Below are 13,874 nucleotides of genomic sequence, written 5' to 3'. Positions count from 1 at the left end.
GATTTTGCAACATCAGTCGGTTCGGACCTCCAGTACCTGTTACGGCACCTTCATCCTGGCCATGGTTAGATCACTTGGTTTCGGGTCTACACCCAGCGACTGAACGCCCTATTCGGACTCGATTTCTCTACGCCTTCCCTATTCGGTTAAGCTTGCCACTGAATGTAAGTCGCTGACCCATTATACAAAAGGTACGCCGTCACCCCTTTCGAGGCTCCGACTTTTTGTAAGCATACGGTTTCAGGATCTATTTCACTCCCCTCCCGGGGTTCTTTTCGCCTTTCCCTCACGGTACTGGTTCACTATCGGTCGATTACGAGTATTTAGCCTTGGAGGATGGTCCCCCCATATTCAGACAGGATTACACGTGTCCCGCCCTACTTTTCTCTAGCTCAGTACCACACGTCAGTTTTCACATACAGGGCTATCACCTACTATGGCCGGACTTTCCATTCCGTTTTGTTAACCGTCGTGCTATCACTAGAAGGCTCCTCCGAATTCGCTCGCCACTACTATCGGAATCTCGGTTGATGTCTTTTCCTCTGGGTACTTAGATGTTTCAGTTCTCCAGGTTCGCCTCGTTAGCCTATGTATTCAGCTAACGATACCCTTGCGGGTGGGTTTCCCCATTCAGAAATCTCCGGATCAAAGCTTATTTGCCAGCTCCCCGAAGCTTATCGCAGGCTATCACGTCTTTCTTCGCCTGTAATCGCCAAGGCATCCACCATATGCTCTTAGTCACTTGACCCTATAACTTTGATCTCTGTTGCCAGAGCTCGCCATTTCGAGTTCAAAGACTGGTGAGGTCTTGCACCTCACGCGTTATGCCGTAATGTGAATGATTCTTCGGTTGCATCCTTTCAGACGCAGCCTAGAGAATGATTCGTCATTACATCGAATTCATTAGTTGAATTCGTGTGACGCAATCAAATAGTTGCTGGCGGCACGGTGCAATGTTTCATGCTTTCCGCCAGCAACGCTGATTTCGACTCTATGAATTTTTAAAGAACAGCCTATTGATCGGATCGATCAATACAAAAGCAGTCTTTGCAAGACTGCTTTTGTATTGAGGTGAGCCAACGATTATAGCACCACTTGGCGCTATCATTTTCTAACCAATCCTTGGTGGAGGATGACGGGATCGAACCGACGACCCCCTGCTTGCAAAGCAGGTGCTCTCCCAGCTGAGCTAATCCCCCATCGGGTTTTTCGCATTGGAAGTTTGGTGGGTCTAGTTGGGCTCGAACCAACGACCCCTGCGTTATCAACACAGTGCTCTAACCAGCTGAGCTACAGACCCAATCCATCAGAACTTGCGCTCTAACAGTTGCCATCCAACAACCGATAAGTGTGGGCGTTCAAACTTGAACTGCTTCATTTTCCAGAAAGGAGGTGATCCAGCCGCACCTTCCGATACGGCTACCTTGTTACGACTTCACCCCAGTCACGAACCCCGCCGTGGTAAGCGCCCTCCTTGCGGTTAGGCTACCTACTTCTGGCGAGACCCGCTCCCATGGTGTGACGGGCGGTGTGTACAAGACCCGGGAACGTATTCACCGTGACATTCTGATCCACGATTACTAGCGATTCCGACTTCACGCAGTCGAGTTGCAGACTGCGATCCGGACTACGACTGGCTTTATGGGATTAGCTCCCCCTCGCGGGTTGGCAACCCTTTGTACCAGCCATTGTATGACGTGTGTAGCCCCACCTATAAGGGCCATGAGGACTTGACGTCATCCCCACCTTCCTCCGGTTTGTCACCGGCAGTCCCATTAGAGTGCCCTTTCGTAGCAACTAATGGCAAGGGTTGCGCTCGTTGCGGGACTTAACCCAACATCTCACGACACGAGCTGACGACAGCCATGCAGCACCTGTGTTACGGCTCTCTTTCGAGCACTCCTCTATCTCTAAAGGATTCCGTACATGTCAAAGGTGGGTAAGGTTTTTCGCGTTGCATCGAATTAAACCACATCATCCACCGCTTGTGCGGGTCCCCGTCAATTCCTTTGAGTTTCAACCTTGCGGCCGTACTCCCCAGGCGGTCAACTTCACGCGTTAGCTTCGTTACTGAGTCAGTTAAGACCCAACAACCAGTTGACATCGTTTAGGGCGTGGACTACCAGGGTATCTAATCCTGTTTGCTCCCCACGCTTTCGTGCATGAGCGTCAGTACAGGCCCAGGGGATTGCCTTCGCCATCGGTGTTCCTCCGCATATCTACGCATTTCACTGCTACACGCGGAATTCCATCCCCCTCTGCCGTACTCTAGCCTTGCAGTCACAAAGGCAGTTCCCAGGTTGAGCCCGGGGATTTCACCTCTGTCTTACAAAACCGCCTGCGCACGCTTTACGCCCAGTAATTCCGATTAACGCTTGCACCCTACGTATTACCGCGGCTGCTGGCACGTAGTTAGCCGGTGCTTATTCTTACGGTACCGTCATGACCCCAGGGTATTAACCCAGGGCTTTTCGTTCCGTACAAAAGCAGTTTACAACCCGAAGGCCTTCATCCTGCACGCGGCATTGCTGGATCAGGCTTGCGCCCATTGTCCAAAATTCCCCACTGCTGCCTCCCGTAGGAGTCTGGGCCGTGTCTCAGTCCCAGTGTGGCTGATCGTCCTCTCAGACCAGCTACAGATCGTCGGCTTGGTAAGCTTTTATCCCACCAACTACCTAATCTGCCATCGGCCGCTCTAGTAGCACAAGGTCTTGCGATCCCCTGCTTTCATCCGTAGATCTCATGCGGTATTAGCCACTCTTTCGAGTAGTTATCCCCCACTACTAGGCACGTTCCGATGTATTACTCACCCGTTCGCCACTCGTCAGCATCCGAAGACCTGTTACCGTTCGACTTGCATGTGTAAGGCATGCCGCCAGCGTTCAATCTGAGCCAGGATCAAACTCTACAGTTCGATCTTGAATTTAAAGTCTTGCGACTCACTCATAAAAACGGAATTGAAGTGAACTTCACTTCTCTATTTCCATGAGCGTTTGTTTTTAGTTCCAAAGAACTTGGCAATTCGCCTTCAAACGCCCACGCTTATCGGCTGTATCTTTTTAAAGATGCAAACCTGAATTACTTCAGATTTCTTGCTTCGCCGTGATCAGCGAAGCCTTGTATTGTAGCACCACTTTCGCAGTGCAAAAACGCTTTTAACGTTTTCTTTTCACCTCAACAGCGCTTTACAAGCACCTGAAGGGAAGAGAAAACGCCCAGTCGCTCGACTGGGCGTTTCTTGCTGTAAGAGCCTGGCGATGACCTACTTTCACACGGGAATCCGCACTATCATCGGCGCAAAGTCGTTTCACTGTCCTGTTCGGGATGGGAAGGAGTGGGGCCAACTTGCTATGGTCACCAGGCATAACTTGTCGCAAAGCAGCTCATCGCTACCTTGCAAATTCATAGAGCCTAATCAGCTTTTATTCGATTGCGCACATGGGCATAAAGTCTTTTGAACACTGCACAGCAGTATCAAAGTTATAGGGTCAAGCCTCACGGGCAATTAGTACTGGTTAGCTTAACGCATTACTGCGCTTCCACACCCAGCCTATCAACGTCGTGGTCTACAACGACCCTTCAGGGGGCTCAAGGCCCCGGCAGATCTTATCTTGAAACGAGTTTCCCGCTTAGATGCTTTCAGCGGTTATCTCTTCCACACGTAGCTACCCTGCGATGCCACTGGCGTGACAACAGGTACACCAGAGGTGTGTCCACTCCGGTCCTCTCGTACTAGGAGCAGGCTTCCTCAAATCTGCAGCGCCCACGGAAGATAGGGACAAAACTGTCTCACGACGTTTTAAACCCAGCTCACGTACCTCTTTAAATGGCGAACAGCCATACCCTTGGGACCGACTACAGCCCCAGGATGAGATGAGCCGACATCGAGGTGCCAAACACCGCCGTCGATATGAACTCTTGGGCGGTATCAGCCTGTTATCCCCAGAGTACCTTTTATCCGTTGAGCGATGGCCCTTCCATACAGAACCACCGGATCACTATGTCCTGCTTTCGCATCTGCTCGACTTGTCAGTCTCGCAGTTAAGCACGCTTATGCCATTGCACTATTAGCACGATGTCCGACCGTACCTAGCGTACCTTCGAACTCCTCCGTTACGCTTTGGGAGGAGACCGCCCCAGTCAAACTGCCTACCATGCACTGTCCCCGATCCAGATAATGGACCTAGGTTAGAACCTCAAACGCACCAGGGTGGTATTTCAACGTCGGCTCCACCAGAACTAGCGTCCTGGCTTCAAAGCCTCCCACCTATCCTACACAGATCCGTTCAAAGTCCAATACAAAGCTACAGTAAAGGTTCATGGGGTCTTTCCGTCTTTCCGCGGGGAGATTGCATCATCACAAACATTTCAACTTCGCTGAGTCTCAGGAGGAGACAGTGTGGCCATCGTTACGCCATTCGTGCAGGTCGGAACTTACCCGACAAGGAATTTCGCTACCTTAGGACCGTTATAGTTACGGCCGCCGTTTACTGGGACTTCAATCAAGAGCTTGCACCCCATCATTTAATCTTCCAGCACCGGGCAGGCGTCACACCCTATACGTCCACTTTCGTGTTTGCAGAGTGCTGTGTTTTTATTAAACAGTCGCAGCCACCGATTTTTTGCAACCCCGTTGAGCTCCGTTTGTTCAACTTCACTTACTAGGGGCATACCTTCTCCCGAAGTTACGGTATCAATTTGCCGAGTTCCTTCTCCTGAGTTCTCTCAAGCGCCTTAGAATACTCATCTCGCGCACCAGTGTCGGTTTGCGGTACGGTCGTCAATAGCTGAAGCTTAGTGGCTTTTCCTGGAAGCAGGGTATCACTCACTTCGTGTGCAAGCACACTCGTTATCACCCCTCATCTCAGCCCGGCGGATTTGCCTACCGGGCACGACTACAGGCTTGAACCAACTATTCCAACAGTTGGCTGAGCTAACCTTCTCCGTCCCCACATCGCACTATTGATCGGTACAGGAATATTGACCTGTTTCCCATCAGCTACGCATCTCTGCCTCGCCTTAGGGGCCGACTCACCCTACGCCGATGAACGTTGCGTAGGAAACCTTGCGCTTACGGCGAGGGGGCTTTTCACCCCCTTTAACGCTACTCATGTCAGCATTCGCACTTCTGATACCTCCAGCATCCGTTACCAGACACCTTCACAGGCTTACAGAACGCTCTCCTACCACGTGCAATAAATTGCACATCCGCAGCTTCGGTAACTGGCTTAGCCCCGTTACATCTTCCGCGCAGGACGACTCGATCAGTGAGCTATTACGCTTTCTTTAAATGATGGCTGCTTCTAAGCCAACATCCTGACTGTTTTAGCCTTCCCACTTCGTTTCCCACTTAGCCAATTTTAGGGACCTTAGCTGGCGGTCTGGGTTGTTTCCCTCTTGAGTCCGGACGTTAGCACCCGGTGCTCTGTCTCCCAAGCTGTACTCTGCGGTATTCGGAGTTTGCCTTGGTTTGGTAAGTCGCCATGACCCCCTAGCCAAAACAGTGCTCTACCCCCGCAGGTAATACTTGAGGCACTACCTAAATAGTTTTCGGAGAGAACCAGCTATTTCCAAGTTTGTTTAGCCTTTCACCCCTAACCACAGCTCATCCGCTGATTTTGCAACATCAGTCGGTTCGGACCTCCAGTACCTGTTACGGCACCTTCATCCTGGCCATGGTTAGATCACTTGGTTTCGGGTCTACACCCAGCGACTGAACGCCCTATTCGGACTCGATTTCTCTACGCCTTCCCTATTCGGTTAAGCTTGCCACTGAATGTAAGTCGCTGACCCATTATACAAAAGGTACGCCGTCACCCCTTTCGAGGCTCCGACTTTTTGTAAGCATACGGTTTCAGGATCTATTTCACTCCCCTCCCGGGGTTCTTTTCGCCTTTCCCTCACGGTACTGGTTCACTATCGGTCGATTACGAGTATTTAGCCTTGGAGGATGGTCCCCCCATATTCAGACAGGATTACACGTGTCCCGCCCTACTTTTCTCTAGCTCAGTACCACACGTCAGTTTTCACATACAGGGCTATCACCTACTATGGCCGGACTTTCCATTCCGTTTTGTTAACCGTCGTGCTATCACTAGAAGGCTCCTCCGAATTCGCTCGCCACTACTATCGGAATCTCGGTTGATGTCTTTTCCTCTGGGTACTTAGATGTTTCAGTTCTCCAGGTTCGCCTCGTTAGCCTATGTATTCAGCTAACGATACCCTTGCGGGTGGGTTTCCCCATTCAGAAATCTCCGGATCAAAGCTTATTTGCCAGCTCCCCGAAGCTTATCGCAGGCTATCACGTCTTTCTTCGCCTGTAATCGCCAAGGCATCCACCATATGCTCTTAGTCACTTGACCCTATAACTTTGATCTCTGTTGCCAGAGCTCGCCATTTCGAGTTCAAAGACTGGTGAGGTCTTGCACCTCACGCGTTATGCCGTAATGTGAATGATTCTTCGGTTGCATCCTTTCAGACGCAGCCTAGAGAATGATTCGTCATTACATCGAATTCATTAGTTGAATTCGTGTGACGCAATCAAATAGTTGCTGGCGGCACGGTGCAATGTTTCATGCTTTCCGCCAGCAACGCTGATTTCGACTCTATGAATTTTTAAAGAACAGCCTATTGATCGGATCGATCAATACAAAAGCAGTCTTTGCAAGACTGCTTTTGTATTGAGGTGAGCCAACGATTATAGCACCACTTGGCGCTATCATTTTCTAACCAATCCTTGGTGGAGGATGACGGGATCGAACCGACGACCCCCTGCTTGCAAAGCAGGTGCTCTCCCAGCTGAGCTAATCCCCCATCGGGTTTTTCGCATTGGAAGTTTGGTGGGTCTAGTTGGGCTCGAACCAACGACCCCTGCGTTATCAACACAGTGCTCTAACCAGCTGAGCTACAGACCCAATCCATCAGAACTTGCGCTCTAACAGTTGCCATCCAACAACCGATAAGTGTGGGCGTTCAAACTTGAACTGCTTCATTTTCCAGAAAGGAGGTGATCCAGCCGCACCTTCCGATACGGCTACCTTGTTACGACTTCACCCCAGTCACGAACCCCGCCGTGGTAAGCGCCCTCCTTGCGGTTAGGCTACCTACTTCTGGCGAGACCCGCTCCCATGGTGTGACGGGCGGTGTGTACAAGACCCGGGAACGTATTCACCGTGACATTCTGATCCACGATTACTAGCGATTCCGACTTCACGCAGTCGAGTTGCAGACTGCGATCCGGACTACGACTGGCTTTATGGGATTAGCTCCCCCTCGCGGGTTGGCAACCCTTTGTACCAGCCATTGTATGACGTGTGTAGCCCCACCTATAAGGGCCATGAGGACTTGACGTCATCCCCACCTTCCTCCGGTTTGTCACCGGCAGTCCCATTAGAGTGCCCTTTCGTAGCAACTAATGGCAAGGGTTGCGCTCGTTGCGGGACTTAACCCAACATCTCACGACACGAGCTGACGACAGCCATGCAGCACCTGTGTTACGGCTCTCTTTCGAGCACTCCTCTATCTCTAAAGGATTCCGTACATGTCAAAGGTGGGTAAGGTTTTTCGCGTTGCATCGAATTAAACCACATCATCCACCGCTTGTGCGGGTCCCCGTCAATTCCTTTGAGTTTCAACCTTGCGGCCGTACTCCCCAGGCGGTCAACTTCACGCGTTAGCTTCGTTACTGAGTCAGTTAAGACCCAACAACCAGTTGACATCGTTTAGGGCGTGGACTACCAGGGTATCTAATCCTGTTTGCTCCCCACGCTTTCGTGCATGAGCGTCAGTACAGGCCCAGGGGATTGCCTTCGCCATCGGTGTTCCTCCGCATATCTACGCATTTCACTGCTACACGCGGAATTCCATCCCCCTCTGCCGTACTCTAGCCTTGCAGTCACAAAGGCAGTTCCCAGGTTGAGCCCGGGGATTTCACCTCTGTCTTACAAAACCGCCTGCGCACGCTTTACGCCCAGTAATTCCGATTAACGCTTGCACCCTACGTATTACCGCGGCTGCTGGCACGTAGTTAGCCGGTGCTTATTCTTACGGTACCGTCATGACCCCAGGGTATTAACCCAGGGCTTTTCGTTCCGTACAAAAGCAGTTTACAACCCGAAGGCCTTCATCCTGCACGCGGCATTGCTGGATCAGGCTTGCGCCCATTGTCCAAAATTCCCCACTGCTGCCTCCCGTAGGAGTCTGGGCCGTGTCTCAGTCCCAGTGTGGCTGATCGTCCTCTCAGACCAGCTACAGATCGTCGGCTTGGTAAGCTTTTATCCCACCAACTACCTAATCTGCCATCGGCCGCTCTAGTAGCACAAGGTCTTGCGATCCCCTGCTTTCATCCGTAGATCTCATGCGGTATTAGCCACTCTTTCGAGTAGTTATCCCCCACTACTAGGCACGTTCCGATGTATTACTCACCCGTTCGCCACTCGTCAGCATCCGAAGACCTGTTACCGTTCGACTTGCATGTGTAAGGCATGCCGCCAGCGTTCAATCTGAGCCAGGATCAAACTCTACAGTTCGATCTTGAATTTAAAGTCTTGCGACTCACTCATAAAAACGGAATTGAAGTGAACTTCACTTCTCTATTTCCATGAGCGTTTGTTTTTAGTTCCAAAGAACTTGGCAATTCGCCTTCAAACGCCCACGCTTATCGGCTGTATCTTTTTAAAGATGCAAACCTGAATTACTTCAGATTTCTTGCTTCGCCGTGATCAGCGAAGCCTTGTATTGTAGCACAACTTTTGTCATGCATTTCTGAAATTTTTCAGAAATTCCGTCAGCAGAACTTGCTGGCGAAGACTTGCATTGTACATTGATTTGAACTGTCTGCGCAAACCGCTGCAAAAATTTTTTCAGAACTTGGCAGCAAAACCACCGTTCTTTAAGCAAGGATGCGAACTATATCACTGCTTGGCCCTGGTTTTGGAAAAGATCTTTTCAACCCTGACCATCCAGATGGTCAGGGTTGCGGCAGCGCTGGGCGCTGCCGCCTTGGATAATGCGCACACCATGGCATTGATTACCTTATTGGACGCCCAGCTTGCGTTTGGGCACGTGGCCTTGCTGGATCACGCCAGCTTGGCGCTGGAAACGAACGAACGCATCGGGCTGATTGGCCGCAACGGTGCGGGCAAGTCTTCCCTGTTGAAAATCTTGGGCGGTCTGGCACATGCCGACGACGGCACGCTGCAGGTGCAGAACGGTGTGCGCATCGCCTACGTGCCGCAGGAGCCCGATCTGAACCCGGCGCACACAGTGTTCGAGTCCGCCGCCGAAGGGCTGGCGGCGGTGGCACAGCTGCGGGACCAGTACCTGTCGGGTGCTGAGGGCGTGGACCTGGATGCGCTGCAGTCCCAGATTGAGGCACAGGACGCCTGGAACTGGGAGCAGCGCGTGGAAGAGACCTTGCAGCGCCTGCACCTGGATGGCCAGGCGCTGGTCGGCAGCCTGTCCGGGGGCACCCGCAAGCGGGTGGCTCTGGCCCAGGCCCTGGTGCTGAAGCCAGACGTGCTGTTACTGGATGAACCGACCAACCATTTGGACCTGGATTCGATCGAGTGGCTGGAGGATTTGCTGATCGACTTCAAGGGCAGCGTGGTCACCATCACCCATGACCGCGCATTCCTGGACCGGATTGCCACGCGCATCGTGGAGCTGGACCGCGGTCACCTGCTGTCCTATCCGGGCAATTTTGCGCAGTACCTGCTGCAAAAGGAAGAACAGCTACAGCAGGAAGCGGTGATCAACGCCAAGGCCGACAAGTTGCTGGCCCAGGAGGAGGTGTGGATCCGCAAGGGCGTCGAAGCCCGGCGCACCCGCAGCCAAAGCCGCGTCGAGCGTCTGAAGGCGCTGCGTGCCAACCGCGAGTCCCGGCGCGAGGCGCTGGGCAGCGTGAAGATGGACATTGCCAGCGGCAAGGACAGCAGCTACCAGGGCAAGATCGTGGCGGAGCTGGAGGGTGTGTCCAAGGCCTTTGGCGCGAGGACGATTGTCAAGAACTTCACCGGCACGGTGCTGCGTGGCGACAAGGTGGGGCTGATCGGCCCGAACGGCGCCGGCAAGACCACCTTGCTGAAGATGATCCTGGGTGAGCTGGAGGCCGACAGCGGCACCATCCGCCGCGGTGCCAACCTGCAGGTGGCGTACTTTGACCAGATGCGCCACCAGATCGATATGGATGCCACGTTGGAGGACTTCATCAGCCCCGGCAGCGAGTGGATCGAGATCGGCGGCAACAAGAAGCATGTGAAAAGTTATTTGCAGGATTTCCTGTTCTCGCCCGCCCGGGCGCACTCCCCCGTTCGCTCGCTGTCCGGGGGGGAACGCAACCGTTTGCTGCTGGCCCGCCTGTTTGCGCGGCCCGCGAACGTGCTGGTGCTGGACGAGCCGACCAACGACCTGGACATCGACACGCTGGAATTGCTGGAAGATCTTTTGCAGCAGTACGACGGCACGGTGTTTCTGGTCAGCCATGACCGCACCTTTCTGGACAACGTGGTCACCAGCACCATCGCCGCCGAAGGCGACGGCCTGTGGCGCGAGTACGAAGGGGGCGTGCAGGACTGGCTGCTGCAATCCAAGCGCAGCCGCGAGCTGGCCGAGCAAGCGGCCAAGCAGAGCGCCACCAAGGCACCGGCCCCCGCCAAGGAGGACGCGGCCAAGGACAAGGCAATACTGTCGGGCGCCAAGCGCAAGCTGAGCTACAAGGAGCAGCGCGAGCTGGAGCAGCTGCCCGACCTGATTGCATCGCTGGAAGACGAGCAGGCCCGCATCCGCCAGGAGCTGGACGACCCTAGCATCTACGCCAACGACAACGCGCGCGCCATGCAGTTGCATGCCCGCGATGGCGAGATCGAGGAAGCGCTGATGCAGGCGCTGGAACGCTGGGAATTGCTGTCTAGCTGATTGCTCCCTTCAAAAAAGGAGCTGTCCGCGCACAAAAACAAAGGACTTCAGATAGAAAACCATCTGAAGTCCTTGTTGAAAAGGCTCTGGCAGCTCCTTTTTTTATGGAAAACCTTAAATGCGGTGGCGCACGTCCGGCGAGGCACGCAGCTTGCCCAGCAGCGCGTGGGCGATCTGCGTCAGCGGCAGCACCTCATCGGCCGCCCCATGGGCGATGGCTTCGCGCGGCATGCCGAAGACGATGCAGCTGGCCTCATCCTGCACGTAGTTGTAGCTGCCGGCGTCCTTCATCTCGCGCATAGCCACGGCGCCATCGGCGCCCATGCCGGTCAGCATGACGCCAAAGGCATTGCGCCCGGCAAACTGCGCCACGGACTTGAACAGCACCTCCACCGAGGGCTTGTGGCGGTTGACCGGCGGTGCCTGCTCATCCACCACGGCCACGTAGTTGGCGCCGCTGCGGCTGATGGCGAACTGCTTGCCACCGGGGGCGATGTAGGCGTGGCCGGGCAGGATACGTTCGCCGTGCGTGGCTTCCTTCACTGTGATCTGGCACAGGCTGTTCAGGCGCGCGGCAAAGCTGGTGGTGAAGCCGGGCGGCATGTGCTGCGTGATGACGATGGCCGGCGCATCGGCCGGCATCTGGGTCAGCACTTCCTTGATGGCCTCGGTGCCGCCGGTGGACGCCCCGATGGCGATCAGCTTTTCCGTGGACACCCGGCCCAGCAAGGTGGCACTGCTGACCGGCGGCTTGGCCGCGGCCGGCGCACCTGCGGCATCGGTGCCGGCCGGTGCGGCCGCCGCCGCCGCCGCCGCCGCCGCCGGCTTGACCATGCGGTGCACGTGGGCCGTGGCGGCAATGCGGATCTTCTCGACGATCTCGTTGGACAGCTGTGTCAGGCCGTTGGCCACGCCCACGCGCGGCTTGGAGACAAAGTCGACTGCACCCAGCTCCAGCGCACGCATGGTGACTTCGGCGCCGCGCTCGGTCAGCGTGGAGATCATCAGCACCGGCATGGGCCGCAGGCGCATGATGCGGCCCAGGAAGTCGATGCCGTCCATCTTGGGCATTTCGATGTCCAGGGTGATCACATCGGGGTTCTTCTCGCGGATCATCTCGCGCGCCACCAGGGGGTCGTTGGCCGTTCCGATGCACTCCATGTCGTGCTGACGATTGATGATTTCGGCCAGCAGACTGCGCACCAGCGCCGAGTCGTCGACCACAATCACCCGAATCTTCCGGTTCATTCTTCTTCAACCTCTCTCAAAACAGGTCCACGCTACCACCGGCATTGGTCTTGGCCAGCTGCGCCGCGCTGCCGCGTGCACGCTCTTGCTCCACCAGAGCTTCGGGGTGGGCATGGGCCAGCCGCTTGACCATGGCTTTGCCGGTCATGGGGAAATAAACCACTTTGCGCGGATAAATGTCCAGCACATCTTCCGACACGATGGGAATGCGCTCGGTATGCAGGTATTGGGTCACGAAATCGGTGTTGCGTTCCCCGACATTCATGGTGGTGAAATTGGCCATCACCTGGCCGCCCCCAAAAATCTTGGCCTGCATGCTCTCACGCCGCGCACCCAGCTTGATCATTTCATTGATCAGCACTTCCATCGCGTACGAGCCGTAACGGCCACTGACATCGTTGCTGTCGCCCTCGGGCAGCATGAAATGGTTCATGCCACCGATGTTCAGGTTCCGGTCCCACAGGCAGGCCGCAATGCAGGATCCCAGCACCGTGCAGATCACCATGTTCTCGCCGGTCACGAAATACTCGCCGGGCAACACCTTGACCGCGTTGTATTGGAAATGGTGATCGTAATAAAAAAACGAGGCCTCCCCCGGCTTGCGCGGACGCTGGCGCAAACGCTCCAGTGCCGCCTGCGGCGCCGGGGCCGGTACCCCCGCACTGCGTGTGGCAACCGGGGCTGCGTGGTTCCATCCATGCGGTGTTGTGTTCATAAGCGCACCCTCGTGATCATGGAACGGCAAAACATATGGCAGGCCTGCATTCAGATCCGCTCGTACACCGTCTTGCCACGCAGCACGAACAGGTCACGGGAATCGGTGAAGTTTTCCGCATGCCCCACAAACAGCATGCCACCGGGCTTCATCACGCGGTGGATGCGCTCCAGCACCTTGCGCTGGGTGGGTGCATCGAAGTAGATCATGACATTGCGGCAGAACACGATGTCGAACGGCTCCTTGAAGGGCCAATCGTCGCGGATCAGGTTGACCTGCAGGAAGTCGATCATGCGCCGCAGCTCGGGCTTGACGCGCACCATGCCGGCATTGCTGGCCTTGCCGCGCATGAAAAAGCGCTGCAGGCGTTCCTGACTCAGGTTCTTGACGTTCTCCATCCGGTAGATGCCGTTGGAGGCCGTGGCCAGCACCTTGGAGTCGATGTCGCTGGCCGTGAGCTTAAAGTTGGCGTTCGCGCCCAGCGTTTCCTGGGCCGTGAGCACGATCGAGTACGGCTCCTCGCCGGTCGAGGCGGCATTGCACCAGACGCGCCAGGGCGTGCCGGCCGGCTTGCTCTTGAGGTGCTGCGCCAGGATGTCGAAGTGGTGCTGCTCGCGGAAGAAGGCCGTCAGATTGGTGGTCAGCGCATTCACGAACTCCTGCCACTCGCGTGCATCACCCTGCTTTTCCAGCCACGACAGGTAGTCGTCAAAGCTTTCATGGCCGGTTTCCCGCAGGCGCCGCGACAGGCGGCTGTAGACCATGGCGTGCTTGCCATCGTGCAGGCTGATGCCGGCATGCTTGTAGATCAGCGCTTGCACCCGGCTGAAATCCGCCGAAGTCCAGGCGAATTCCCGCCCTTGGGCGGCTGGGCCGGAGCCCGAAACAGAAGCGGAGGAGGAATCTTGACGCATGAGAAAAGAGAGAGAAGCCCAGGCTCACACCATGGCCACAGTGCCACCAAAAATGAACAGCCCACCAGAGTGGCGGGCTGGAC

General features: G+C 55.1%; 4 protein-coding genes, 4 tRNA genes and 5 rRNA genes (1 of these 13 running past the window's edge). 1 reads left to right on the top strand and 12 read right to left on the bottom strand.

The genetic code is table 11. The features are described 5' to 3' along the window. The 9 genes from KAQ61_RS18525 to KAQ61_RS18485 all read right to left on the bottom strand — a co-directional run. Positions 1–748, bottom strand: a 23S ribosomal RNA gene (locus KAQ61_RS18525) (it extends 2,130 nt beyond the left edge of the window). Between the two features lie 375 nt (positions 749–1,123). Beyond that, positions 1,124–1,199, bottom strand: a tRNA-Ala gene (locus KAQ61_RS18520). 24 nt (positions 1,200–1,223) lie between these two features. After that, positions 1,224–1,300, bottom strand: a tRNA-Ile gene (locus KAQ61_RS18515). Between the two features lie 85 nt (positions 1,301–1,385). Continuing rightward, positions 1,386–2,914 (bottom strand): 16S ribosomal RNA (locus KAQ61_RS18510). 335 nt (positions 2,915–3,249) lie between these two features. Next, positions 3,250–3,362: ribosomal RNA gene (rrf, locus tag KAQ61_RS18505) — 5S ribosomal RNA — on the bottom strand. 122 nt (positions 3,363–3,484) lie between these two features. Continuing rightward, positions 3,485–6,362: ribosomal RNA gene (locus tag KAQ61_RS18500) — 23S ribosomal RNA — on the bottom strand. A 375-nt stretch (positions 6,363–6,737) separates the two neighbouring features. Continuing rightward, positions 6,738–6,813, bottom strand: a tRNA-Ala gene (locus KAQ61_RS18495). A gap of 24 nt (positions 6,814–6,837) precedes the next feature. Then, positions 6,838–6,914, bottom strand: a tRNA-Ile gene (locus tag KAQ61_RS18490). Between the two features lie 85 nt (positions 6,915–6,999). Next, positions 7,000–8,528, bottom strand: a 16S ribosomal RNA gene (locus KAQ61_RS18485). The 16S, 23S and 5S rRNA genes sit together here with 4 tRNA genes alongside, the layout of an rRNA operon. A 490-nt stretch (positions 8,529–9,018) precedes the next feature. On the opposite strand from KAQ61_RS18485, the gene abc-f reads away from it, so the two are divergent. Further along, a complete protein-coding gene (gene abc-f / locus KAQ61_RS18480; RefSeq protein ID WP_210930096.1) occupies positions 9,019–10,914 on the top strand; it encodes a ribosomal protection-like ABC-F family protein in 1,896 nt (631 codons plus the stop codon). Positions 10,915–11,028: 114 nt separating this feature from the next. Here the strand turns inward: abc-f and KAQ61_RS18475 are convergent, their stop codons facing one another. The 3 genes from KAQ61_RS18475 to KAQ61_RS18465 are packed head-to-tail and all read right to left on the bottom strand — an operon-like array spanning position 11,029 to position 13,791. After that, the gene (locus KAQ61_RS18475; protein ID WP_210930095.1) at positions 11,029–12,162 is read right to left on the bottom strand and encodes a protein-glutamate methylesterase/protein-glutamine glutaminase; all 1,134 of its coding nucleotides are present in this window, start codon (positions 12,160–12,162) and stop codon (positions 11,029–11,031) included. A 16-nt stretch (positions 12,163–12,178) separates the two neighbouring features. Continuing rightward, a complete protein-coding gene (gene cheD, locus KAQ61_RS18470; RefSeq protein WP_210930094.1) occupies positions 12,179–12,877 on the bottom strand; it encodes a chemoreceptor glutamine deamidase CheD in 699 nt (232 codons plus the stop codon). A gap of 50 nt (positions 12,878–12,927) precedes the next feature. Further along, complete coding sequence (locus KAQ61_RS18465; protein ID WP_042413498.1) at positions 12,928–13,791, bottom strand: CheR family methyltransferase; 864 nt, start codon at positions 13,789–13,791, stop codon at positions 12,928–12,930. Positions 13,792–13,874: the final 83 nt, after the last annotated feature.

It is taken from the genome of Comamonas aquatica, assembly GCF_018064205.1.
GTDB classification, from domain to species: Bacteria; Pseudomonadota; Gammaproteobacteria; order Burkholderiales; family Burkholderiaceae_C; genus Comamonas; species Comamonas aquatica.
The sequence above is the reverse complement of the archived record's forward strand: the minus strand, read 5'-3'. Positions and strand labels throughout refer to the sequence as shown.